The 23,331-nt window shown below is 51.7% G+C and carries 15 protein-coding genes and 6 pseudogenes; 14 read left to right on the forward strand and 7 right to left on the reverse strand.

Annotated features, from left to right (window positions below):
• Positions 1-82 precede the first annotated feature (82 nt).
• From rimP to cptA, 10 genes are all read left to right on the forward strand, one after another.
• Positions 83-535: a ribosome maturation factor RimP gene (gene rimP, locus ACQGXV_RS14335; protein ID WP_440866716.1), complete on the forward strand. Its 453-nt coding sequence runs from the start codon at positions 83-85 to the stop codon at positions 533-535.
• Positions 536-556: 21 nt separating this feature from the next.
• Positions 557-2,068: a transcription termination factor NusA gene (gene nusA, locus ACQGXV_RS14340; protein WP_440866717.1), complete on the forward strand. Its 1,512-nt coding sequence runs from the start codon at positions 557-559 to the stop codon at positions 2,066-2,068.
• A gap of 26 nt (positions 2,069-2,094) precedes the next feature.
• Positions 2,095-4,809, forward strand: a complete 2,715-nt coding sequence (infB, locus tag ACQGXV_RS14345; RefSeq protein WP_440866718.1) for a translation initiation factor IF-2 — start codon at positions 2,095-2,097, stop codon at positions 4,807-4,809.
• A 93-nt stretch (positions 4,810-4,902) separates the two neighbouring features.
• Complete coding sequence (gene rbfA / locus ACQGXV_RS14350; protein ID WP_440866719.1) at positions 4,903-5,304, forward strand: 30S ribosome-binding factor RbfA; 402 nt, start codon at positions 4,903-4,905, stop codon at positions 5,302-5,304.
• Positions 5,304-6,248: a tRNA pseudouridine(55) synthase TruB gene (gene truB, locus ACQGXV_RS14355; RefSeq protein WP_440866720.1), complete on the forward strand. Its 945-nt coding sequence runs from the start codon at positions 5,304-5,306 to the stop codon at positions 6,246-6,248. The genes rbfA and truB overlap by 1 nt, the downstream gene beginning before the upstream one ends.
• Before the next feature lie 134 nt (positions 6,249-6,382).
• Positions 6,383-6,652, forward strand: a complete 270-nt coding sequence (gene rpsO / locus ACQGXV_RS14360; protein ID WP_222159529.1) for a 30S ribosomal protein S15 — start codon at positions 6,383-6,385, stop codon at positions 6,650-6,652.
• Positions 6,653-6,952: 300 nt separating this feature from the next.
• Positions 6,953-9,079, forward strand: coding sequence for a polyribonucleotide nucleotidyltransferase (gene pnp / locus ACQGXV_RS14365; RefSeq protein ID WP_440866721.1), 2,127 nt, complete (start codon positions 6,953-6,955; stop codon positions 9,077-9,079).
• 130 nt (positions 9,080-9,209) lie between these two features.
• Complete coding sequence (gene nlpI / locus ACQGXV_RS14370) at positions 9,210-10,094, forward strand: lipoprotein NlpI (protein ID WP_440866722.1); 885 nt, start codon at positions 9,210-9,212, stop codon at positions 10,092-10,094.
• Positions 10,095-10,271: 177 nt separating this feature from the next.
• Complete coding sequence (locus tag ACQGXV_RS14375) at positions 10,272-12,167, forward strand: DEAD/DEAH family ATP-dependent RNA helicase (protein ID WP_440866723.1); 1,896 nt, start codon at positions 10,272-10,274, stop codon at positions 12,165-12,167.
• Between the two features lie 274 nt (positions 12,168-12,441).
• Positions 12,442-14,160 carry a phosphoethanolamine transferase CptA gene (gene cptA / locus ACQGXV_RS14380; protein WP_440867428.1) on the forward strand — a complete coding sequence of 573 codons (1,719 nt, stop codon included), beginning with the start codon at positions 12,442-12,444 and terminating at the stop codon, positions 14,158-14,160.
• A gap of 57 nt (positions 14,161-14,217) precedes the next feature.
• Here cptA and ACQGXV_RS14385 read toward each other — a convergent pair.
• Both ACQGXV_RS14385 and ACQGXV_RS14390 read right to left on the reverse strand, forming a co-directional pair.
• Positions 14,218-15,412 (reverse strand): annotated as a pseudogene (locus tag ACQGXV_RS14385) (MsnO8 family LLM class oxidoreductase).
• 121 nt (positions 15,413-15,533) lie between these two features.
• Positions 15,534-16,365, reverse strand: a pseudogene (locus tag ACQGXV_RS14390) (U32 family peptidase).
• A gap of 94 nt (positions 16,366-16,459) precedes the next feature.
• On the opposite strand from ACQGXV_RS14390, the pseudogene ACQGXV_RS14395 reads away from it, so the two are divergent.
• Positions 16,460-16,833 (forward strand): annotated as a pseudogene (locus ACQGXV_RS14395) (IS5 family transposase); the annotation flags it as partial.
• 322 nt (positions 16,834-17,155) lie between these two features.
• A pseudogene (locus tag ACQGXV_RS14400) lies at positions 17,156-17,535 on the forward strand (transposase); the annotation flags it as partial.
• 218 nt (positions 17,536-17,753) lie between these two features.
• On the opposite strand, the gene ACQGXV_RS14405 reads toward ACQGXV_RS14400, so the two are convergent.
• The 5 genes and pseudogenes from ACQGXV_RS14405 to ACQGXV_RS14425 all read right to left on the reverse strand — a co-directional run bounded on the left by ACQGXV_RS14405 (position 17,754) and on the right by ACQGXV_RS14425 (position 21,506).
• Positions 17,754-18,728, reverse strand: coding sequence for an IS30 family transposase (locus ACQGXV_RS14405; RefSeq protein ID WP_440862690.1), 975 nt, complete (start codon positions 18,726-18,728; stop codon positions 17,754-17,756).
• Between the two features lie 390 nt (positions 18,729-19,118).
• A pseudogene (locus ACQGXV_RS14410) lies at positions 19,119-20,059 on the reverse strand (IS3 family transposase); the annotation flags it as partial.
• A 198-nt stretch (positions 20,060-20,257) separates the two neighbouring features.
• Positions 20,258-20,440, reverse strand: a complete 183-nt coding sequence (locus tag ACQGXV_RS14415; RefSeq protein WP_440866724.1) for a transposase — start codon at positions 20,438-20,440, stop codon at positions 20,258-20,260.
• Between the two features lie 84 nt (positions 20,441-20,524).
• Positions 20,525-20,818 carry a recombinase family protein gene (locus ACQGXV_RS14420; protein ID WP_440866725.1) on the reverse strand — a complete coding sequence of 98 codons (294 nt, stop codon included), beginning with the start codon at positions 20,816-20,818 and terminating at the stop codon, positions 20,525-20,527.
• 214 nt (positions 20,819-21,032) lie between these two features.
• Positions 21,033-21,506 (reverse strand): hypothetical protein, encoded by a 474-nt coding sequence (locus tag ACQGXV_RS14425; RefSeq protein WP_440866726.1) that lies wholly within the window; start codon positions 21,504-21,506, stop codon positions 21,033-21,035.
• Positions 21,507-21,884: 378 nt separating this feature from the next.
• On the opposite strand from ACQGXV_RS14425, the gene ACQGXV_RS14430 reads away from it, so the two are divergent.
• Both ACQGXV_RS14430 and ACQGXV_RS14435 read left to right on the forward strand, forming a co-directional pair.
• Positions 21,885-23,096, forward strand: a complete 1,212-nt coding sequence (locus ACQGXV_RS14430; RefSeq protein WP_440866727.1) for an IS256 family transposase — start codon at positions 21,885-21,887, stop codon at positions 23,094-23,096.
• Between the two features lie 129 nt (positions 23,097-23,225).
• Positions 23,226-23,330 (forward strand): annotated as a pseudogene (locus tag ACQGXV_RS14435) (hypothetical protein); the annotation flags it as partial.
• Between the last annotated feature and the right edge of the window lies 1 nt (position 23,331).

Raw genomic sequence — 23,331 nt, forward strand, 5'->3', positions numbered from 1 at the left:
GCCCCGATATTTCGGGGTTTTTTGTTATTTGGCAACAACATAACTGGGCTTTTAGCCCTTTTTTTATGTCTTGGGGGTGCGCTTGTTCACATTAGAACAGAAATTGACAGAGATGATCTCGGCACCCGTTGAAGCATTAGGCTACGAATTGGTGGGCGTTGAGTTTATCCGTGGTCGCCAATCGACGCTGCGTATCTATATTGATAGTGAAGACGGCATCACAGTTGATGATTGTGCTGATGTCAGCCACCAGGTGAGTGCGGTGCTGGATGTTGAAGATCCCATTACGGTTGCCTATAACCTGGAAGTGTCATCACCTGGCCTGGATCGTCCTTTATTCATCGCAGAACATTACGTGCGTTTCCTCGGCGAAGAAGTGACCCTGGTGCTGCGCATGGCGGTACAAAACCGTCGTAAATGGGCGGGAATTATCAAATCCGTTGAAGGTGAGATGATTACCGTAACAGTGGAAGGCAAAGATGAAGTGTTCGCACTGAGCAACATCCACAAGGCGAACCTGGTACCCCACTTTTAAAGTTTGGATGAGGCAACTAGGATGAACAAAGAGATTCTGGCTGTTGTTGAAGCAGTTTCCAACGAAAAAGCCGTTCCGCGCGAAAAAATTTTTGAAGCACTGGAAACTGCGTTAGCGACAGCAACAAAGAAAAAATACGAACAGGAAATTGACGTTCGGGTTTGCATCGATCGCAAAACCGGCGATTTCGATACCTTTCGTCGTTGGGTTGCCGTCAATGAAGTGACGCAACCGACGCGTGAAATTACGTTGGAAGCGGCTCAATTTGAAGATCCGAGCATCGACCTCGGCGGCTACATTGAAGATCAGATTGAATCCGTCACGTTTGACCGTATCACCACGCAAACGGCTAAACAGGTTATCGTGCAGAAAGTACGTGAAGCTGAACGTGCCATGGTGGTCGATCAGTTCCGTGAGCAGGAAGGCGATATCGTCACGGGCGTGGTAAAAAAGGTGAACCGCGACAACATTTCGTTGGATCTGGGCAACAACGCAGAAGCGGTGATTGGCCGTGAAGATATGCTGCCGCGTGAAAACTTCCGTCCGGGCGACCGCATTCGCGGCGTGCTGTACTCAGTAAGACCGGAAGCGCGTGGCGCACAGCTGTTTGTCAGCCGTTCACGCCCTGAGATGCTGGTGGAGCTGTTCCGCATTGAAGTACCGGAAATTAGCGAAGAAGTTATCGAGATCAAAGCGGCGGCTCGCGATCCGGGTTCTCGCGCTAAAATCGCGGTGAAAACCAATGACAAGCGTATCGATCCGGTGGGTGCATGCGTGGGTATGCGCGGTGCGCGTGTACAGGCCGTATCCAGCGAACTGGGCGGCGAACGCATTGATATCATTCTGTGGGACGATCATCCGGCACAGTTCGTCATCAACGCCATGGCACCGGCAGATGTTGTTTCCATCGTGGTTGATGAAGATACCTGCACCATGGATATCGCGGTGGAATCCAGCAATCTGGCACAGGCGATCGGCCGTAACGGGCAGAACGTACGTCTGGCTTCTCAGCTGCTGAAACAGCACCGTTCAGATGACCGCTGGGAACTGAACGTGATGACCGTTGAAGACCTGCAAGCCAAGCATCAGGCGGAAGCACACGCGGCGATCGACGTATTTACCAAGCACCTGGATATCGACGAAGAGTTCGCTACTGTGCTGGTTGAAGAAGGTTTCTCCTCACTTGAAGAACTGGCCTATGTGCCTATCAAGGAACTTCAGGAGATCGATGGTCTGGATGAGGAAACCATCGAAGCACTGCGTGAACGTGCCAAAGCGGCATTGACCACGTTGGCGTTAGCGCAGGAAGAAAGCCGTGGCAGTGGCCAACCGGCGGAAGATCTGCTCAGTTTACCGGGTTTACCGCGCGAGTTGGCGTTCACTCTCGCCGCGCGTGGAGTATGTACGCTGGAAGATCTTGCTGAGCAGGGCGTTGACGATCTGACAGATATTGAAGGGCTGAACGATGAGAAGGCCGGTGAGCTGATCATGGCCGCCCGTAATATCTGCTGGTTCGGCGACGAAAACGAATAACGACACTGTAGCAGGAAAGGAACAGCATGACAGAAGTGACCATACAATCGCTGGCCGTTGAGATTCAGACTCCGGTAGACCGCCTGATACAGCAGTTTGCTGATGCGGGAATTACTAAGTCTGCATCGGACAACGTGTCTCAGCAGGAAAAGGAGACGCTGCTGGCGCATTTGAACCGCGAACGCGGTTCTGCGGCCGGTAAGTTGACTCTACAACGTAAAACGCGCAGTACCTTGAATATTCCGAGCACTGGCGGAAAAAGTAAATCAGTGCAGATTGAAGTTCGCAAAAAACGCACGTATGTTCAGCGCGATCCGCTGAGCAGTCAGCAGGCTGAAGAAGAAGAGCGTGCACGGCAGGAAGCGGAAGAACTGGCTCAACGTGAAGCTGAAGAGCAGGCCCAACGCGAAGCTGAAGCAAAAGCTCAGCGTGAGGCGGCTGAAAAAGCGAAACGTGAAGCTGAAGAGCAAGCCAAGCGAGAGGCCGCTGAAAAAGCCAAGCGTGACACAGCGGAAAAAGAAAAAGTGAGCAACCAACATAATCATAGTACGAAAAAGTCTGTTCCTGCGACAGATAAGGCCCGCCGTGAAGCTGAGGCTGCTGAACTGAAGCGTAAATCTGAAGATGCTGTTCGCAGCAAAGTCGAAGAAGATGCGCGCCGTGTTGCAGAAGAAGCACGCCGTATGGCGGAAGAAAATGCCGCCAAATGGGCCAGTGAGACACCGCGGGAAGAAGAGGATAGCACTGACTATCACATCACTACGTCGCACCATGCCCGCGTCGCTGAAGATGAAAACGATCGCGAAGTCGAAAGTAATTCTCGTAGCCGCACCCGGACAGCTAAAGCTCCCAAGCAGAAGAAAGGCAACCGCCTGTCTGAAAATAAAGCTGACCGTGAAGAAGCGCGTGCCGCAACCCGTGGTGGTAAAGGCAAGCGTAAGACCAGCACGTTGCAGCAAAGCTTTAATAAGCCAGCTCAGGCAGTTAACCGCGACGTGATAATCGGTGAAACCGTGACGGTTGCCGAATTGGCGAACAAAATGGCGGTGAAAGGCTCTCAGGTCATTAAGACCATGATGAAGCTGGGTGCCATGGCGACCATCAACCAGGTCATCGATCAGGAAACGGCCCAGTTAGTGGCGGAAGAAATGGGCCACAAGGTTATCCTGCGTCGCGAAAACGAGCTTGAAGAAGCGGTAATGAGCGACCGTGATATGGGTGTTGCGGCAGAGTCGCGCGCACCGGTCGTGACCATCATGGGTCACGTTGACCACGGTAAAACGTCACTGCTGGACTACATTCGCTCCACCAAAGTGGCTGCAGGCGAAGCGGGCGGGATCACCCAGCACATCGGTGCCTACCACGTTGAAACTGAAAATGGCATGATCACCTTCCTGGATACCCCGGGCCACGCCGCGTTTACCGCGATGCGTGCACGTGGTGCTCAGGCAACGGATATCGTGGTGCTGGTGGTTGCTGCCGATGACGGTGTGATGCCGCAGACCATCGAAGCCGTCCAACACGCCAAAGCGGCCAAGGTGCCGGTGGTGGTTGCGGTCAACAAAATTGACAAGCCAGAAGCCGATCCGGATCGCGTCAAAAATGAACTGACGCAATACGGCATCATCCCTGAAGAGTGGGGCGGTGATTGCCAGTTTGTCCCTGTGTCATCCAAAGCCGGTACCGGTATTGATGATTTGCTCAATGCCATTCTGCTGCAAGCAGAAGTGTTGGAACTGACGGCCGTTCGCAAAGGCATGGCAAGCGGCGTGGTGATTGAATCCTTCTTGGACAAAGGCCGTGGCCCGGTTGCTACGGTTCTGGTGCGTGAAGGTACCCTCAACAAGGGTGATATCGTGCTGTGCGGTTTCGAATATGGCCGCGTGCGTGCCATGCGTGATGAACTGGGCCGTGAAATTACCGAAGCGGGTCCGTCCATTCCGGTAGAAATCCTCGGTATGTCCGGTGTTCCGGCTGCTGGTGATGAAGCCACCGTGGTGCGTGACGAGAAGAAAGCCCGTGAAGTGGCGCTCTATCGTCAAGGTAAATTCCGCGAAGTGAAACTGGCGCGTCAGCAGAAATCCAAACTGGAAAACATGTTCGCCAACATGACCGAAGGCGAAGTGTCCGAACTGAACATCGTGATGAAAGCCGACGTTCAGGGGTCCGTGGAAGCGATTGCCGATTCGTTGCAGAAACTCTCCACCGACGAAGTGAAAGTGAAGATTGTTGGCTCCGGCGTCGGTGGGATCACAGAAACCGACGCGACGCTGGCCGCAGCATCCAACGCTATCATTCTGGGCTTTAACGTTCGTGCCGATGCGTCTGCCCGTCGCGTTGTCGAAGCAGAAAGTCTGGATCTGCGTTACTACTCCGTTATCTATGATCTGATCGACGAAGTGAAGCAGGCGATGAGCGGTATGCTGGCACCGGAATACAGGCAAGAGATCATCGGCTTGGCCGAAGTTCGCGATGTGTTCAAATCACCGAAGTTTGGCGCGATCGCTGGCTGTATGGTGACGGAAGGTATCGTGAAACGTCACAACCCTATCCGTGTGCTGCGTGACAACGTGGTTATCTATGAAGGCGAGTTGGAATCTCTGCGCCGCTTCAAAGATGACGTTAACGAAGTACGTAACGGCATGGAATGTGGTATCGGCGTGAAGAACTACAACGACGTGCGTGTTGGCGATAACATCGAAGTGTTCGAAATTATCGAGATCAAACGTACTATCGCTTAACCGGTCACGGTATGGCGAGACGCGCAACGTTTGCACGTCGTATTGACTTATAGGGGGCCTAGTGCCCCCTGATTTTTCCTTGAGGACTCGATTATGGCTAGAGAATTCAGTCGCACTCAGCGCGTATCGCAAGAGATGCAGAAAGAGATCGCCATTATTCTTCAGCGTGAAGTGAAGGATCCGCGCATTGGCATGGCGACGGTTTCTGGTGTCGATCTGTCACGTGATTTGGCGTATGCCAAGGTATTTGTGACGTTTCTGAACGATAACGAACCCGAGCAGGTGAAAGCGGGCATCAAAGCATTGCAGGATGCTTCTGGTTTTATTCGTGTGCTGCTAGGTAAGGCCATGCGTTTGCGCGTGGTGCCGGAATTGACTTTCGCCTACGACAACTCGTTGGTGGAAGGGATGCGGATGTCCAACCTGGTGACCAACGTCTTGCGCAGCGATGCCGAGAAGCGTTCTGCCAACGGTGACGACGATCGGGAGGATTGATGAGTCGTCCTCGTCGTCGCGGCCGTGATATCCACGGCGTGTTATTGCTGGATAAACCACAAGGTGCGTCATCCAACGACGTGCTGCAAAAGGTAAAGCGCATTTTTAATGCCAACCGGGCCGGACACACCGGAGCACTGGATCCGCTGGCGACCGGAATGCTGCCGATCTGCCTGGGGGAAGCCACCAAGTTCTCCCAGTATTTGCTGGATTCGGATAAACGCTACCGGGTGATCGCTCGTCTGGGCCAGCGTACTGACACCTCAGATGCCGATGGCAATGTGGTGGAAACGCGTGCGGTGACCTTTACCGAGCAGGCGTTGGCGGAGGCACTGGAACGCTTTCGTGGTACCACGCAGCAGGTGCCATCGATGTATTCCGCGCTGAAGCACCAGGGCCGCCCATTGTACGAGTATGCGCGCCAGGGGATCACGGTCCCACTTGAAGCTCGTGATATCACCGTGTACGAACTGCTGTTTATTCGTCACGATGCAGATGAGCTGGAACTGGAAATTCACTGTTCCAAAGGCACCTACATTCGCACCATCATCGACGATCTCGGTGAAATGCTCGGCTGTGGTGCCCATGTGACTTATCTGCGCCGCGTGCAGGTTGCCACTTATCCGGCAGAGCGCATGGTCACCTTGGATCAATTGCAAGCCCTGTTGGCGCAAGCGCAAACGGAAGGGCAATCCCTTGAAGCGGTGCTGGATCCGCTGCTGATGCCTATGGACAGCCCCGTCAGCAATTATCCTGAGGTGAATCTGCCGCCAGCCGTGGCAGGTTATCTCAAACTTGGGCAGGCTGTTGCGGCGGCTAACGCTCCTGTTGAAGGGATGGTTCGTATCACCGAAGGCGATGCCCGTGCGTTTATTGGTATGGGGATTATCGATGATGCCGGACGCGTGGCACCCAAGCGTTTGGTGGCCGAATTCTCGGAATAAGGCTTACCGTGTCTGCCTTGCGATCGGCCATGGCTGAGAGTAGAATGGTGCGGCCTATTTTTAATAGGTTACTTAGGTTGCTGAATTAGAGATCGGCACCTGTTTTTTTATCTATACTGTTTTGGAGTATTACAATGTCTCTAAGCGTTGAAGCTAAAGCAAAAATCGTCGCAGACTTCGGTCGTGGCACTAACGACAGTGGTTCTACCGAAGTGCAGGTTGCTCTGTTGACCGCGCAGATTAACCATCTGCAAGGCCACTTCTCCGAGCACAAAAAGGATCACCACAGCCGTCGTGGTCTTCTGCGTATGGTTTCTCAGCGCCGTAAGCTGCTGGACTACCTGAAGCGTAAAGATGTAGCGCGTTATGCTACCCTGATCGAGCGTCTGGGTCTGCGTCGCTAATCTGGCGAGTTTCAGTGGAAAGGGGCCTCATAGGGCCCCTTTCTTCTAGGAAGTGCTTGCAAAACAGAGTAATGTATTACCGACTTTGTCGTCGCCGTTCGCTACAGAGGTTCGCGCGGCTAATGAGAAACTTCATGTCTCTTTTTGGACTTGTTCCCGCATGACGTGAGGGTTGTCATTAGTCGCGAGGATGTAGTGAGATGGTTTGTAATCAACGGGGAGACGCTGTGCCGAACATAACGACATCGGCTGGCATCTGGTAAACCCGAGAATGATAAACCCTGAGTAAAGGATATTATTTTGCTAAATCCTATCGTACGTAAGTTTCAATACGGTCAGAATACTGTCACGCTCGAAACGGGCATGATGGCACGTCAGGCCACTGCTGCCGTTATGGTCAGCATGGATGACACCGCTGTTTTCGTAACCGTTGTCGGGGCGAAAAAGGCTAAAACCGGTCAGGACTTTTTCCCACTGACCGTTAACTATCAAGAACGTACTTATGCTGCGGGCCGTTTCCCTGGCGGTTTTTTCCGTCGTGAAGGCCGTCCGAGCGAAGGCGAAACCCTGATTTCGCGTCTGATTGACCGCCCGATCCGTCCGCTGTTTGCCGATGGCTTTGTCAATGAAGTGCAGGTTATCGCAACGGTGGTTTCTGTAAATCCGCAGATCAACCCAGATATCGTAGCGATGATCGGTGCGTCTTCGGCGTTGAGCCTGTCCGGTCTGCCGTTTAACGGGCCGATTGGTGCCGCACGCGTTGGTTACATCAACGACCAGTTTGTACTGAACCCGACCATTGATGAACTGAAACAGAGCCGTCTGGATCTGGTGGTTGCCGGTACCGAAGGTGCTGTGTTGATGGTGGAATCCGAAGCGGATCTGCTGAGCGAAGATCAAATGTTGGGTGCGGTGGTGTTTGGCCACGAGCAGCAACAGGTGGTTATCGACAACATCAATGAGCTGGTGAAAGAAGCGGGTAAACCGCGTTGGGATTGGCAGGCACCGGCCGTCAACGTTGCGTTGTTGGAACGCGTGCAGGCACTGTCTGAGGCGCGCTTGGGCGATGCTTATCGCATCACCGAGAAGCAAGAACGTTACGAACAAATCAACGTCATCAAAGCTGACGTTGAAGCCCAATTGTTGGCTGCGGACGACACGCTGGATGCGGGTGAGATTCAGGACGTTCTGGGCAGCATAGAGAAAAATGTGGTGCGCAGCCGCGTACTGCGTGGTGAACCGCGTATCGACGGCCGTGAAAAAGACATGATCCGTGCGCTGGATGTGCGTACTGGCGTGCTGCCGAGAACCCACGGTTCTGCGCTGTTCACTCGCGGTGAAACTCAGGCGCTGGTAACGGCGACGCTGGGCACCGAGCGTGATGCACAGAATATTGATGGATTGACCGGTGAAACCACCGATCGCTTCCTGCTGCACTACAACTTCCCTCCGTACTCTGTGGGTGAAACCGGTATGGTTGGCTCGCCGAAGCGTCGTGAAATTGGTCACGGTCGTCTGGCGAAACGTGGTGTGTTGGCTGTGATGCCTACTGCCGCTCAGTTCCCGTATACGGTGCGTGTGGTATCTGAAATCACAGAATCCAACGGATCTTCTTCCATGGCTTCTGTCTGCGGTGCCTCTCTGGCGCTGATGGATGCTGGCGTGCCGATCAAAGCCGCCGTTGCGGGTATCGCAATGGGTCTGGTTAAAGAAGGCGATAACTTTGTGGTGCTGTCCGACATTCTGGGTGACGAAGATCACCTGGGCGATATGGACTTCAAAGTGGCCGGTAGCCGCGAAGGCGTTACCGCACTGCAAATGGATATCAAAATTGAAGGTATCACCCGCGAAATCATGCAGGTTGCACTGAATCAGGCCAAGGGTGCGCGTCTGCACATTCTGGGTGTGATGGAACAGGCTATCGGCGCGCCGCGTGGTGATATTTCTCAGTTTGCACCGCGTATCCACACCATCAAGATCAGCGTCGACAAGATCAAAGACGTTATCGGTAAAGGTGGTTCTGTGATCCGTGCGCTGACCGAAGAAACCGGCACTACCATCGAGATCGAAGATGACGGTACGGTGAAAATCGCCGCCACCGACGGCGAGAAAGTGCGTCATGCTATTCGTCGTATCGAAGAGATCACCGCAGAAATCGAAGTCGGTCGTGTCTACCAGGGTAAGGTAACGCGCATCGTTGATTTCGGCGCGTTCGTTGCCATTGGCGGCGGCAAAGAAGGTCTGGTACACATTTCTCAAATTGCTGACAAGCGCGTTGAGAAAGTCACTGACTACCTGCAAATGGGTCAGGAAGTTCCGGTTAAAGTACTGGAAGTTGACCGTCAGGGCCGTGTACGTTTGAGTATCAAGGAAGCAACTGCTCAGTCTCAGGATGCCGCTGCTACAGCGCCTTCTGAGGAAGAATAACAGCCGTTTTGCTGTTATTTTGCCACTCCCTGCCACGGCGGGGAGTTGGGCATTTGTGAGGCGCGGATAGCCTCACATTGAGCGTGCGGGGACAGGATGTTCATCCAATGTTTGTCTTCGGGAGTGGGAAATGAAGCCTTTCTTACGCTGGTGTTATGTTGCGACAGCACTTATGCTGGCAGGATGCAGCAACACGGATTGGCGTAAAAACGCGGTATTGGCAATTCCAGTGCAGTCTGCTTTACAGCTGGAAGTCATTTTGGCACGCATGGAACAAATTTTTGCCAGTCGGGCGTTAACCGATGACGAACGCGCACAGCTATTATATGAGCGCGGAGTGCTGTATGATAGTCTCGGACTGAGAGCGTTAGCGCGTAATGATTTTTCACAAGCTCTATCAATCCGTCCGGATATGCCGGAGGTGTTTAACTACCTCGGCATTTATTTAACGCAGGCAGGCAATTTTGATGCTGCCTATGAAGCGTTTGATTCTGTACTAGAGCTTGATCCAACTTACAATTATGCGCGTTTGAACCGGGGCATCGCCTTGTATTATGGCGGTCGTTACCTGTTAGCGCAGCATGATCTGCTGGCGTTTTATCGAGACGATCCGAACGATCCTTTCCGTACGTTATGGCTGTATTTGGCTGAGCGGGAGATAGATCCCAATGCTGCCAAGGCCGCTCTGAAGAAGCGTTATGACAGTGCAGAAAGAGGTCCTTGGGGATGGAATATTGTCGAATTCTACCTGGGCAACATCAGTGAAGCTGTGCTTATGGAGCGCCTGAAGGCAGAAGCAACGGATAACACTTCGCTCGCTGAGCATCTCAGTGAAACCGACTTCTATTTAGGTAAGCACTACCTAAGTCTGGGGGACAAGAACAACGCCATGGCGCTGTTCAAGCTGACGGTCGCCAACAACGTACATAACTTTGTTGAGCACCGCTATGCATTGTTGGAATTGGCATTGTTAGGCCAAGAGCAAGACGACCTATCAGGATCGGACCAGCAATAGCTGACGAACGTAATCAGCCGGGAACCAGCGTTTCCTACGCCTTAACGGGCGAGGGCTTTTTTGTTCGTTTTTTTAATCTAATTTGAGCCGGTTCACACTTTTCAATGAAAATGACTGAGTATTTTCTCGACAAGTTACGTGTAGACTGGCCGCCATTTCACTATGAGGCACGTTTACATGGCAGAGTTTGAAACCTCTTTTGCTGACCTGGGGCTGTCCGCTCCTATTTTGAATGCACTGTCGGATCTGGGATATGAGAAGCCCTCTCCCATCCAGGCAGAATGTATTCCTCATTTGCTTAATGGCCGCGACGTGCTGGGTATGGCCCAGACCGGTAGCGGCAAGACGGCGGCGTTTTCATTACCGCTGCTGCACAATATCAAGCCTGAACTGAAAGCGCCGCAAATGCTGGTGCTGGCACCGACCCGTGAGTTGGCGGTGCAGGTGGCTGAAGCCTGTAATGATTTCTCTAAACACATGCACGGTGTGAGTGTGGTAGCGCTCTATGGCGGCCAGCGCTACGACGTTCAGTTGCGTGCGCTGCGCCAGGGTGCGCAAATTGTTGTTGGTACACCGGGACGCCTGCTGGATCACCTGAAACGCGGTACGCTCGATCTCTCCAACCTGAGTGGTCTGGTGCTAGATGAAGCTGACGAAATGTTGCGTATGGGCTTCATTGACGATGTTGAAAACATCATGGCCCAGATCCCGGCTCAGCACCAAACGGCGTTGTTCTCAGCAACCATGCCGGAAGCGATTCGCCGTATTACGCGCCGCTTTATGAAAGATCCGCAGGAAGTGCGCATTCAATCAAGCGTGACGACGCGTCCGGATATCAGCCAGAGCTACTGGACTGTGCACGGCATGCGTAAGAACGAAGCGCTGGTGCGTTTCCTGGAAGCGGAAGATTTTGACGCCGCCATTATTTTCGTGCGTACCAAGAACGCAACGCTGGAAGTGGCTGAAGCGCTGGAGCGTAGCGGTTACAACAGCGCGGCACTGAACGGTGACATGAACCAGGCACTGCGTGAGCAGACGCTGGAGCGCTTGAAAGATGGCCGTCTGGATATTCTGATCGCCACTGACGTTGCGGCGCGCGGTCTGGATGTGGAACGTATCAGCCTGGTGGTGAACTACGATATTCCGATGGATGCAGAATCCTACGTGCACCGTATTGGCCGTACTGGCCGCGCCGGTCGTGCTGGTCGTGCATTACTGTTTGTGGAAAACCGTGAACGTCGCCTGCTGCGCAACGTTGAACGCACCATGAAGCTGACAATCCCTGAAGTCGATTTGCCGAACGTTGAACTGTTAGGCGAGCGCCGTCTGGCGAAGTTTGCCGCCAAAGTGCAGTCACAGCTCGAAAGCAGCGATCTGGATATGTACCGCGCGTTGCTGGCTAAACTGCAACCGGCTGAAGAGCTGGATATCGAAACGCTGGCAGCGGCATTGTTGAAAATGGCGCAAGGTGAGCGTCCGCTGATCCTGCCGCCGGAACCGGCGATTGAGCGTCGTCCGCGCCGTGAATTCCGCGATCGTGATGAGCGTAATGACCGTGGCGATCGTCGCCCGAGTAATGACGGTGAACGTCCGCAGCGTCGTGAGCGCCGTGATGTGGGTGAGATGCAACTGTATCGCATCGAAGTGGGTCGTGATGACGGTGTTGAAGTTCGCCATATCGTTGGCGCTATTGCCAACGAAGGGGATATCAGCAGCCGCTACATCGGTAACATCAAGCTGTTCGCATCGCACTCCACCATCGAATTGCCGAAGGGAATGCCGGGCGATCTGCTGACACACTTTACCCGCACGCGCATCCTGAACAAGCCGATGAACATGCAACTGATCGGTGATGCACAGCCGTTCGAACGTCGTGAACGCAGTGACAGCCGTGGCGCACTGCGTTCTGGTGCTGGCGATCGTCGTGACGGTGGCCGTCGTTCATTCGGTGGGCAGGGTGATGCTCGTCGTGAAGGTCAGGGCGAACGTCGCGAACGCAATTTCAACCTTGATGGTCAACGCAGTGAAGGGCAACGCGCTCCGCGTCGCCGTCCTGCGGACGTTGGTCAATAAAAATAACAGTGGGTAGCTGACGTATTGGCTTATCTTTGGGGCGAAGTTCAACACTTCGCTTCAAAACCTAAAATAGTCCCTTACATAACTTTTACCCTTGTTTTTTTTTGACTCACCGGCTGAACTTAATTTTGTTTTAAGGTTTTAAAGGGATAGTCCACCTCTTCGGCGTGGTTATTACGGTGCCGGAAGATAGGTACTAAAAAAAGAGACCTCATTAAAGTAGTGCTATTTGGCGCTGCATAAAAAATAACAACGTTGTGTGGAATTAAATATGTCTGAACGCTTTGTTAAGGAACGCTTTAGTTGGCGCTCGCTCGGGTGGCTTTTGCTCTATTTTTGGTTTTTCTCCTGCGCACTCCAGCTTGTCATTGTTCTGACCGGTCATAGCGGCACTACAGGATTACGCGATTCGTTACTTTACAGCTTGCTATGGCTGATCCCGGTTTTTGTTTTCCCTGCCAGAACCAAAATCATTAGCAGCGTACTGGGTATTCTGTTATGGACTACCTCTCTGATCGCCTTGGGTTATTACTCGATATATAAACAAGAGTTTTCACAAAGCGTTATGTTTGTGATGTTCGAGTCTAATAGCAAAGAAACCGGTGAATATGTAAGTCAATATTTCAGTCTGAAAGTTTTGGCTATATTGCTTTTTTATACGGCGATAGTTGGGTTCCTGTGGCGTAAAGTGCGACCAGTTTACCTGCCGTTTAAATATAAAGTGACGGTATGTACCTTAATTGCCGTGGTGCTGTTTGGTGTACCCCTTTATAAAAAAATGCATAACGAGGGCGAAACACTGGAAGAGGCCAGCGGTTATCTGGCAAGCCGTATGTCCACCACTGCGCCGTGGCAGTATATTGCGGGTTACGTTGAGTACCGCCAGCAGTTGGCAAGAATGACAGAAATGCTCAAGCAGAATGCGGCCTTACCTCCGCTGGCAAATCTGAAAGACGCGAACGGCGATACGCCGCGCACGCTGGTGCTGGTGATCGGTGAGTCAACCACCAGTAGTCGTATGAGCCTGTATGGCTATGGTCGTGAGACCACGCCCCGTCTGGACGCGCTGCGTAAAAGCGATCCCAATCTGGTGGTGTTCAACGATGTCGTGACCTCACGTCCGTACACCATTGAAATCTTGCAGCAGGCGCTGACGTTTGCCGATGAGTTGCAGCCGGATCTCTATCTGACCAAGCCCTCGCTGATGAACATGATGAAACAGGCCGGATATAAAACGTTCTGGATCACCAATCAGCAGACCATGACTAAACGGAATACCTTGCTGACCGTGTTCTCCCAGCAGACGGACGAACAGTTCTATATGAACAATCAGCGCACGCAAAGCGCGCGTCAGTACGATGACGTGGTGTTCGCCCCGTTTGAAAAGGTATTGGCCGATCCCGCTGAGAAGAAATTCATTGTGGTGCACCTGTTAGGCACTCACATGAAATACAAATTTCGTTATCCGGAAGAGGCAACGAAATTTGTCGGGCGAGAAGGCATTCCTGACGGCGTGAGCGACAGCGATGTCGAAGTCTACAACGATTACGACAATGCCGAGCTGTACAACGATTACGTGGTCGAAACGCTGATCCGCACCTTTGAAAAAACGCGGCCGAATGGCTTCCTGCTTTACTTCTCGGATCACGGTGAAGACGTTTACGAGACGCCGCCGCACAACGTGCTCGGGCGCGATGAATCTGCACCGACGCGTACCATGTACACCGTGCCGTTCATTCTCTGGAACTCGCCACAGTGGCAGAAAGATCACCCGATCGACTATGCCCCTTACGTAGACCGGAAATACAGCAATGCGCATCTACTACATACCTGGTCAACGTTGGCGGGACTGAGCTACGATATTCAGGAACCGGAAAAAAGCCTGGTCAGCCCTGCGTTTCGAGAATCAAAACGTTTGATCGGCGATCCCTACGGTAAGAAGGCACTTCGCACCTTTGACAGCTTGCCTTACACCGCAGGCGAAAAATAACCTTTAGGCTGTCGCTGTGGTAGAGAGGGGATTCCCTCTCTACCAGATGACATGACGTTAGCCGATCACCGACTGACGTATCTGCATGATCCGCTCGAAAGAGTCTCTTCGTGCTTGATGATCAAAGATCTGTCCGTTGATCATTATAGCCAAGCGACATTATTTTGATAACAGCCAGCTATGCTTCTTTGCCGCATATCAGGGCATAGGATGTAATCATTTTTAAGTCGGTTGGCTATATCTCGTCTGATTTAGTCTCTCGCAGCAAGCTGCGCAAACCATGTTGCACTTTACTGTTGTCACCGACGATCGCCAAACGTAGCGCTTGATCCACGCCAAACTGTTCGGCCGGAGACCAGAGTAAATCCATATTTTGCAACGGCTCAGGCAGCGGTCCGGGTTGCCCACGATGCAAATTCAGAAACTGCTGTTGCACCGAGGTGAACAAGAAACGCGCATCGCGTTCAGTTTCAGCCGCAATCACGTTCACGCACACCATGGCATAGGGCTTGTTCAGTGTGCTAGAGGGTTTGAATTTCTCCCGATACAACGTCATCGCCTGAAGCAACATATCCGGGGCGAAATGCGCGGCGAAGGCAAACGGTAACCCCAATGCTGCCGCTAATTGTGCGCTGTAGAGGCTGGAGCCCAACAGCCAAAGCGGTACTTGCAAGCCCTGGCCCGGCACGGCGCGCACCGCCTGGTCTGGTTGAGCATCAGCAAAATAGCGCTGTAATTCCTGTACGTCGCGGGGGAAATCGTCGATTTCCGCATTCTGGTGGCGACGCAGGGCCATCATGGTGCGTTGATCGGTGCCCGGCGAGCGTCCCAAGCCTAAATCGATACGCCCAGGGTAGAGTGATTCCAGCGTGCCGAACTGCTCGGCGATCACCAGTAGGAGTGGTTTGGCAGCATGACGCCACCGGACCCTAGCAGGATGCGTTCTGTGCCAGAAGCAAGATATAGCCAAGCGACATTATTTTGATAACAGCCAGCTATGCTTCTTTGCCGCATATCAGGGCATAGGATGTAATCATTTTTAAGTCGGTTGGCTATAACCGATCAGCACCGAGGTTGCGGCGCTGGCGATACCGGTCATGTTGTGGTGCTCGGCTAACCAATAACGGTGGTAGACCCATTTTTCCGCGTGCTGCGCCAGATCGAGCGAGTGATGAAAGGCGTCTCTGGGCGTGGCGCCTTGTGGGATCGGCGCTAAATACAGAACGGAAAACGGGATATCGTGAGAAAACAGTGTTGTTTGGGTATCGGTTGACATTGCGGCAGGCTCACTGTGTTTTTTTCACAGTATTGCGCACGTTCGCACATTTTTATATTCAAAACGGGCGATCGGGCGGATCACCGCCCGACGTCTGTCAGGATACCAATTCCAGACCGGCGACGCGTCGCCAGTAGCCGTTACAATCGGCATCTTGCGTCAGGGGCAGCGGTGCCTGGCCCTGCTCATTGGCGCGGAAGCTATCGATCAGGGTCAGCGTATCCAGTGACTGCGGCGACAAGCGAACGATATCTACCAAGCCTTGCATCGATGCCAGTTCGTTGCCGAGGTTGTAGCAATAACCACTCATGGTCTGGATACCGTTGAGCACAAACACCTGCTGATTTTCCTACGACAGCATGGCGCGCCGCTGCGGGTACTTGATGCAGCAGGTTTCACATTCATCCTTGGCGCGGTTTTCTGAGCGAGCGGTGAAACAGCGCGCCGAATACGCCAGCGGTAAATGCCCGTAGCCCAGCACTTCTACCTCGAACTGATGGCGAAAACCGAGGGCATCGCATTGGTCGAGCAGGTCGCTTAGCAAGTCGCGGGAGAGTTCTACCGGCATGCACCAGCGCATCATCCCTTGCTTATGTAACAGACGCAGCGTGTGGGCGTTGTAGCAGTTAAGCGCATGGCCCGCGACAAAGGGTAAATGCCGGTCTGCGGCCATGTTCACCGCGCCGAGATCGTTGGCTTCCAGCAAGAATTCACCGTTTTCCACATAGCGTTTCAATTCGCTGAGTTCTGAGGGGGCCTGAATCAATTCCAACGTAGATAACACAATTTGCTTGCCGCTGGCGGCGAGTTGCTTCGCCAGATCGAGCCAGTTACCCACTTTGATGGCGCGCCGCTTGCTGCACACCGTTTCACCCAGATAGACAATATCGGCGCTGCTCTGGCTGGCTTGCCTGATAAAAGGCTTCCACATCCGTTTTTTGCCAATAGTAAAGATGGCACCTACGCTGTGTCCCTTAATTGCTTGAGCTATAGTATCCATCTGTTTCTAAGACACTTTGGATTATGGCTCGCTACGATCTTTCTGATGAAGCATGGGCAATCATTGAGCCCTTGTTACCAACCGTTTTGACATCTCCGAAGGCAGGCCGGCCATGGGCAGAACATCGCAAAATCGTCAACGGCATGTTCTGGATACTGTGTTCAGGTGCCCCATGGCGTGATTTACCTGAACGTTACGGACCATGGAAAACCGTTTATAACCGTTTCAATAGATGGTCAAAGTCTGGAGTTATTAACATTATTTTTAATAGGTTACTTTCATTTCTTGATGCTCATGGACTTGTTGACTGGTCAGCCATTGCGCTGGATGGCAGCAATATCCGTGCGCTCAAATGTGCGGCTGGCGCTCAAAAAAACATCCCGATATTACCAACGATATAGCCAAGCGACATTATTTTGATAACAGCCAGCTATGCTTCTTTGCCGCATATCAGGGCATAGGATGTAATCATTTTTAAGTCGGTTGGCTATACAACCTCAATCTCTACAGGCCGGAGCGGGTATGCCTCCATGATGTCAGCCCATGCCCTGTTGCGCTGAAACAGCGTCTTCATGGGGCGGGGCTGTATGCCGGTATCATCCGTGCGGGTCATCGGAGAGCATCTCCGCTTCGGTTTCGTACAGGTTGTAGTGGCATACTGAATTTGGCCACCTAAGTAGAGGTGATATGCTTACCTCATAATTTTTATAGGTGCCAAAATGAGTAAAATAATTACTGCTGAATTTAAATGTGAAACCGCCAAATTAGTCCTTGACCAAAATTATACCTACCAGGAAGCCGCGAAAGCCATGAACGTCAGTCTTTCAGCGATTAGCCGGTGGGTAAGAGCCCTTCGTTTAGAACGTCAAGGGAAAACATCGCCTGGTCTGCCATTAACACCTGAACAAATTGAGTTCAGAGAAATGAAGAAAAAAATCCACCGACTGGAAATGGAGAATGCCATCTTAAAAAAGGCTACTGCGCTCTTAATGTCCGACTCACTGAAAAATTCTCGGTAGTTGAAAAGCTAAGAGCGCTTTATCCAGTGAAATCGTTGTGTCGTATTTTTAATGTTCACCGAAGCAGTTATCGCTATTGGGGGTTCTAAGCCGGAAACGCCGAAATTTCCGTTACCCCAGCTTCAGCCCGGCAACCAGCGTATCCAGGTCAATAATCTCATCGCTTCTCTGGAAGGTATAATGTCCGTTCAGCAAAATGTGTTGCCAGGCCACCGGTGATACCCGGGTCAGAGCCTCAATGCTCCTGGCATTACCTTCCGGCCCATTCCCAGTCGAAACGCAACAAAACGGTAGGGCATTATGCCGCCTGTAAGTGCGTTAAAAATACCTCATTTGGAGAACGATAACCCAGCGATTTTCGGCCTCGCGTATTGAGCAGGTGTTCGAGTGCTGCAACCTTGCGATGGGTGACATAATTGAAGTCCGTTCCCTTCGGGTAAAAACGCCGTATCAGCCCGTTGGTATGCTCATTCAACCCGCGTTCCCAGGAATGATATGGCCGGGCAAAGTAGACCGGTGCCCCCGTGACTTTTGTAATTTCCCCGTGCTGGGAAAATTCAGAACCGTTGTCAGCAGTCAGGGTTTTAAACTCGCAGAAGGTATTGGCAACGATGTCCCTGAAGGCCGCTACCACTGTCTCTGCTCGCTTGTTGGGCAGTTTGCGAATGATGACCAGCTTGACGGCTTTATCGACCACCGTCAGCAGGAATGATTTCTGATCTTTGCCAAAGATGGTGTCAATCTCGAAATGCCCGGGTTCCTGCTTGAGGTCAGCAACGGCCGGCCGCTGCTCAATGCCAACACGGTTGGGAATAGGACCGCGTTTGTTCTCATCGGTCTGATAGTTATACCGTTTACCCCGATGAGGGAGCTGCTGATACAGCTCACCGCCGGCCCGGCGCTCCTGCTGGATATAGCGATAGAGCGAGTTCTTGCTGACGGACAGGCCAAATTCCAGGACCAGGCGCCCACTGATGACCTCAGGTGAGGTGTGGGTAGACAGCGCCGTTCTGATAAAGTCCTGAATGTGCGGTTCAAGCTGGTTAATCACGCTGTCCGGCCGTGTTTTCTGCCGCCGCCCTCTGGCCAACGTTTCGGCCCTTCTGCAGGAATAGACCCCGTTGAAAGCGGCGTCGGTATTGCGTCTGAGTTCCCTGCTGATGGTAGAACGAGGAAGCTCCAGTTCCCGGGCGATGGTGGCCTGGTTAACCCCATCACCACGCCGCTTTTCGATGTAGAACCGTTCTTTGTGAGTCAGATGTTTTCCCTGCATGCAACGGGATCTCCAGTAGGGCCAGAACGGTGATTTTATCCGACTCTGGCCAGTGGGTCACTTTGTTGCATTTCGACTGGGAATGGGGCGGTTGGCTATACCAGGGCAACGGCTTCCTTTTTAAACTCATGGGTAAATTGTCGTTTATGGTTCACTAAACACCTCCGTTTTGGATGTAAGTTTAGTGTCCTGATTATTCAACCACTACAAAAAGCAGGAAAAGTGACAATGGCGAACCGCATCAGAGCATTGCTACTTGACCTGTTTCGTGAAGCGATTGCTGAGGGGCTGCTCAAAAGCAATCCAGCCGAAGTTACGCGTAATCAGCGGGTGGACATTCAGAGGGAATGATCTGGCCCAGACTTGGTGGACACGCCCTTAAGAGAGGACTTATCGTTCAAATACCATCGGGCTGACATAGCCCAGCGTGCTATGTCGCCGTTTCTGATTGTAATCCACCTCAATGTAGTTAAACACCTCAGATTTCATGGTTTCCCGGTCAGGAAAGTGTTCGCCGTGGATCAGCTCCACCTTCAGGCTGTGAAAAAAACTTTCAGCACACGCGTTATCATAACAGTTGCCTTTCCCACTCATGCTACATGTTAATTTACTGATTTTAATTAACTTCTGATAATCATCAGAACAGTACTGACTGCCACGATCCGAGTGGACGATGACTCCCTCTGGGGAACCCCGTCGGCTCATGGCCATCTGCAGGGCATCGCAGACCAGGCCCGACTTCATACTTACCGACATTGACCATCCCACAACGGCTCGTGAAAATAAATCAATTATTACAGCCAGATAAACCCAGCCCGCTTCCGTCCATAAGTAAGTGATGTCACCGACCCATTTCTGGTTCGGGGCTGATGCTGTGAAATCCTGCTGTAGCAGATTCGGCGCCACCGGACGATTATGCTTCGAATCTGTTGTCACCCTGAATTTTTTTGCCGCTTTCGCCTTCAGCCCCTGCCGGCGCAGGCTGGCAGCGATGGTTTTGCGATTGTAATGATAACCGGCATCCTGCAGGTCCAGGCGCAGCCTGCGGGCACCGTTGCGTCCTTTCTGTTCCGTAAAGGCGCTGGCTACCCGGGTATCGCAAAGCTCCCGTCGCTGCTGTGAAACCGTTTTCTGCCCACATCGTCGGCTCCAGGCATAAAATCCGCTGCGGCTGACGACCAGAACACGCGCCATAGACTTAACCCGAAACTCAGCCTGATATTGTTGCATAAAGACGTACCTCACTTCAGGCGTCTGGCGAAGTAAGTCGCGGCCTTTTGGAGGATGGCTAACTCCTCAGCCTGATCAGCCAGTTGACGTTTAAGCCTGACAATTCCAACAGATTGCTGCTGGCTTTGTTGAATAATTTAAGATACTGATTTATATAAGCATTATAAAATTTCAACGACTAATTTTTCCTCTCGGAATGCTTTTTATTGTGCTAACTATTTGATTTGTCGTTCTAACAAAATACATTCTCTGTAAATGCATTCTAACTAAAGAAGATGTAAATCAAACGGTTAAATTATTCAACAAAGCCATTGCTGCTGTTCACGTTCGGAGCAGGATAGCGCCATTTGCTGTTTTTTACGCCAGGCATAAAGCTGCGATTCGTGAAGATTCAACTCACTGGCTGCTTTGGCTACGCCAATCCGCTGAGCAAGTAGCAGAGCATTCTCCCGAAACTCGTCCGGATAGCGATTGTTGCTCATTTTATGACCGTTCGATTGAGTCATTTTCCACCTCTGTCAGCAATTTTACTCACTTAACAGCGTGTCCACGATCTCTGGGCCGGATCAGGTGGTATCAATGCTTTCCTGCAAACTGCGCAGTCCAACGCACAGCCCGTCCAGCTGTTCAACCAGCTGCAGCAGATTTTTCAGTGAGCGTCCCAGGCTATCCAGCCGCCAGATAACGACGGTATCCCCGGGACGGAATGAGGTTATCAGGTTCGCCAGCCCTTCGCGTTCCGCCTGCGCACAACTGACCCGGTCTTCAAAAATACGTCCACACCCGGCCTGTGTCAGGGCATCACGTTGCAGGTCGAGGTGCTGATCGTCAGTGGAAACCCGTGCGTACCCAATCAGCATGATATGTCTTCCAGTAAGTCACCAGATTTGAGTATAGATGTAAAATGATAAGTGGAATGAGAAAATGCAATCCTGCCCTGCGGGTTGCAGGCCGATCGTTGGCGTCACAGTTAAGGCTCCATAAAACGACCGTTTGTTGGGCTATTTTAATACGATAGTGACTGCCCATCTCCATTGGTTGAAATGCGGTGGCAGACAGACAGTCACATGAGGATTAATTATTTTTCCAGTTGGTGGACACCGGGTTTATCACAGTGTTTTTTTCCTGGGTATAAGTACCGTTCTGCTGCGCAATGGCTTCGCCAGTATCAACAATCGCGTTTTGAATAAACACGTTTTGCTTTTCTCCCCGAACGAAGGTTAACTGATGAAAGGCTGTTTTATTGCCCCAGTCGATGGAAGGTAGCGAAATGAAACGCACTGTGAAGGTTTCATCATCGAACTTGCCCTGCATGGAGTAAACACCGTAGTGGTTTTCGCCCTGTGAAATGATTTTATAGACACCGTTATCGTAATAATAAATCTCGGCATCGGGGAAAGGTTTTTTGTCGTACATTTTACGGTAATGTAGCACCTGCTTAATGGTGGGTTGACCGAAGCTGACGGTTAATTTTTTACTATCCGCTGAGATCGTCAGCCCTTCAGCGTGAGCACTGCTCATGAGCATTAACAGGCTTGCGGTTGCCATTGTGATTACTTTCACTTTAATTCTCCTGCTCTGGTTTTAGAGATCATGTGCGTCAACGCACTGAAAAAACTATACAAACTGTCAAGGTTGCAAACTGCTGTATGGGTAACGCATGCATAAAGGGCAGCCAGAAATCGTTGGCGTATAGACAGAGTCGACGGCAATTTCCTTTACCTGCCGTAATTCAGGCAGATTTTACCTGTTTACGGGCAGAGCGAGCCCCACTGACAACAGAAGCGGTACTGTAACAAAGAGGCTTTGTTGAATAAATCGAACTTTCAGGGGATCGCCGGATCAGAGCACTCTCATCGCTCCCGATGAGAGTGTAAAAAGATCTGTGTAAATGGCATTTTGAGGAAAACCTTCAGAGGACAAAAAATGCCTATCAGCAACGAACTTATTGACCAACTGCTTCAGGATTGCCACTCCCCTCAGGAGCTTCTGGGTGAATCAGGCCTACTCAAGGAGCTGACTAAAAGACTGGCGGAACGGGTTCTTCAAGCTGAGATGGAAATACACCTTGGGTATGCTAAGCATGACCCGGCTGGTAATAATTCAGGCAACTCCGTCAATGGCAAGACATCCAAGAGCGTACGTAGCCAAAATGGGGCGCTCGAGCTCGATATTCCGCGCGACCGCAACAGTACCTTCGAGCCGACACTGATCGGTAAGCACGAAAAGCAGCTTAACGGCTTCGATGACCGCATTATTTCTCTCTATTCCAGAGGGCTATCAACCCGTGATATTCAGGCTCACTTTAAAGAAGTCTACGGGGTCGATGTTTCCGCTGGCTTCATTTCTCAAGTGACCAATGCCGTGATGGATGACGTTAAGCGCTGGCAGCAACGGCCGCTGGATGCGTTTTATCCCATTGTTTACCTTGACTGTATTGTGGTCAAAAGCCAGGACGGCGGAGCCGTGACCAACAAGTCTGTTTACTTGGCTCTAGGCATCAACGGCCAGGGCGAAAAAGAGCTGCTGGGGCTATGGATAGCCAAAACCGAGGGGGCCAAGTTCTGGTTATCTGTAATGACAGAACTGAAAAATCGTGGGCTACAGGACATCTTCATCGCCTGCTGCGATGGCCTGAAGGGCTTTCCTGATGCCATTGAAGCTGTTTACCCGCATACGCGGGTACAGCTCTGCATCGTGCATCAGGTGCGGAACTCGCTGCGCTACGTCGGCTGGAAAGAGCGTAAAGCCGTTGCTGCTGACCTCCGCACTATCTATAGTTCCGCAACGCTAGAGGGCGCTGAAGAGGCCCTGGATGCCTTCGCGGCCAAATGGGATGAACAGTTCCCGACGATCAGCCCATCGTGGAGAAATAATTGGGAACGTCTCATCGTCATTTTTGATTTTCCGCCGGAGATCCGCAAGGTTATCTACACCACCAACGCGATAGAGTCGTTAAATGCTTCATTGCGCAAGATAACGAAAACGCGACGAATATTTCCAACGGATGACTCGGTGCTAAAATTATTCTATCTAGCCTTGCATAATATCTCGGCTAAATGGACCCTACCAATCAGAGACTGGAAACCGGCTATGAGCCAATTCATGTTGATGTATGGAGATCGGATTTCCGGTTAAGCGATGGAGCCATTTACACGAAATTCTTTACAGACTCGAAAGGTAATTACAGTAATCTGTCCCGATAAATCCCCAGTGGTTCCACTAAATCCCATTTATCTCAGATTCTCTTAGTTGTTTATCTCACTTCTGATCACGATTATCACTCATCACTTCCCAATAGATGACTTTCAGCAGGGTTTTGATGTGATGCGCTCTGGGCAATCTGGTAAGGTGATTTTGCACTGGGATTAAC

This window comes from Symbiopectobacterium purcellii (genome assembly GCF_052050035.1).
Classification (GTDB): domain Bacteria; phylum Pseudomonadota; class Gammaproteobacteria; order Enterobacterales; family Enterobacteriaceae; genus Symbiopectobacterium; species Symbiopectobacterium purcellii_A.

Bases quoted from the DNA above. Each gene is read 5' to 3' on its own strand.
- nlpI (WP_440866722.1), top strand. From the start codon at position 9,210: ATGAAGCCTTTCTTACGCTGGTGTTATGTTGCGACAGCACTTATGCTG.
- cptA (WP_440867428.1), top strand. From the start codon at position 12,442: ATGTCTGAACGCTTTGTTAAGGAACGCTTTAGTTGGCGCTCGCTCGGG.
- ACQGXV_RS14420 (WP_440866725.1), bottom strand. From the start codon at position 20,818: ATGCTGATTGGGTACGCACGGGTTTCCACTGACGATCAGCACCTCGAC.
- truB (WP_440866720.1), top strand. From the start codon at position 5,304: ATGAGTCGTCCTCGTCGTCGCGGCCGTGATATCCACGGCGTGTTATTG.
- ACQGXV_RS14415 (WP_440866724.1), bottom strand. From the start codon at position 20,440: ATGAGCAACAATCGCTATCCGGACGAGTTTCGGGAGAATGCTCTGCTA.
- ACQGXV_RS14425 (WP_440866726.1), bottom strand. From the start codon at position 21,506: ATGGCAACCGCAAGCCTGTTAATGCTCATGAGCAGTGCTCACGCTGAA.
- nusA (WP_440866717.1), top strand. From the start codon at position 557: ATGAACAAAGAGATTCTGGCTGTTGTTGAAGCAGTTTCCAACGAAAAA.
- ACQGXV_RS14375 (WP_440866723.1), top strand. From the start codon at position 10,272: ATGGCAGAGTTTGAAACCTCTTTTGCTGACCTGGGGCTGTCCGCTCCT.
- ACQGXV_RS14405 (WP_440862690.1), bottom strand. From the start codon at position 18,728: ATGCAGGGAAAACATCTGACTCACAAAGAACGGTTCTACATCGAAAAG.
- rpsO (WP_222159529.1), top strand. From the start codon at position 6,383: ATGTCTCTAAGCGTTGAAGCTAAAGCAAAAATCGTCGCAGACTTCGGT.
- infB (WP_440866718.1), top strand. From the start codon at position 2,095: ATGACAGAAGTGACCATACAATCGCTGGCCGTTGAGATTCAGACTCCG.
- ACQGXV_RS14430 (WP_440866727.1), top strand. From the start codon at position 21,885: ATGCCTATCAGCAACGAACTTATTGACCAACTGCTTCAGGATTGCCAC.
- rbfA (WP_440866719.1), top strand. From the start codon at position 4,903: ATGGCTAGAGAATTCAGTCGCACTCAGCGCGTATCGCAAGAGATGCAG.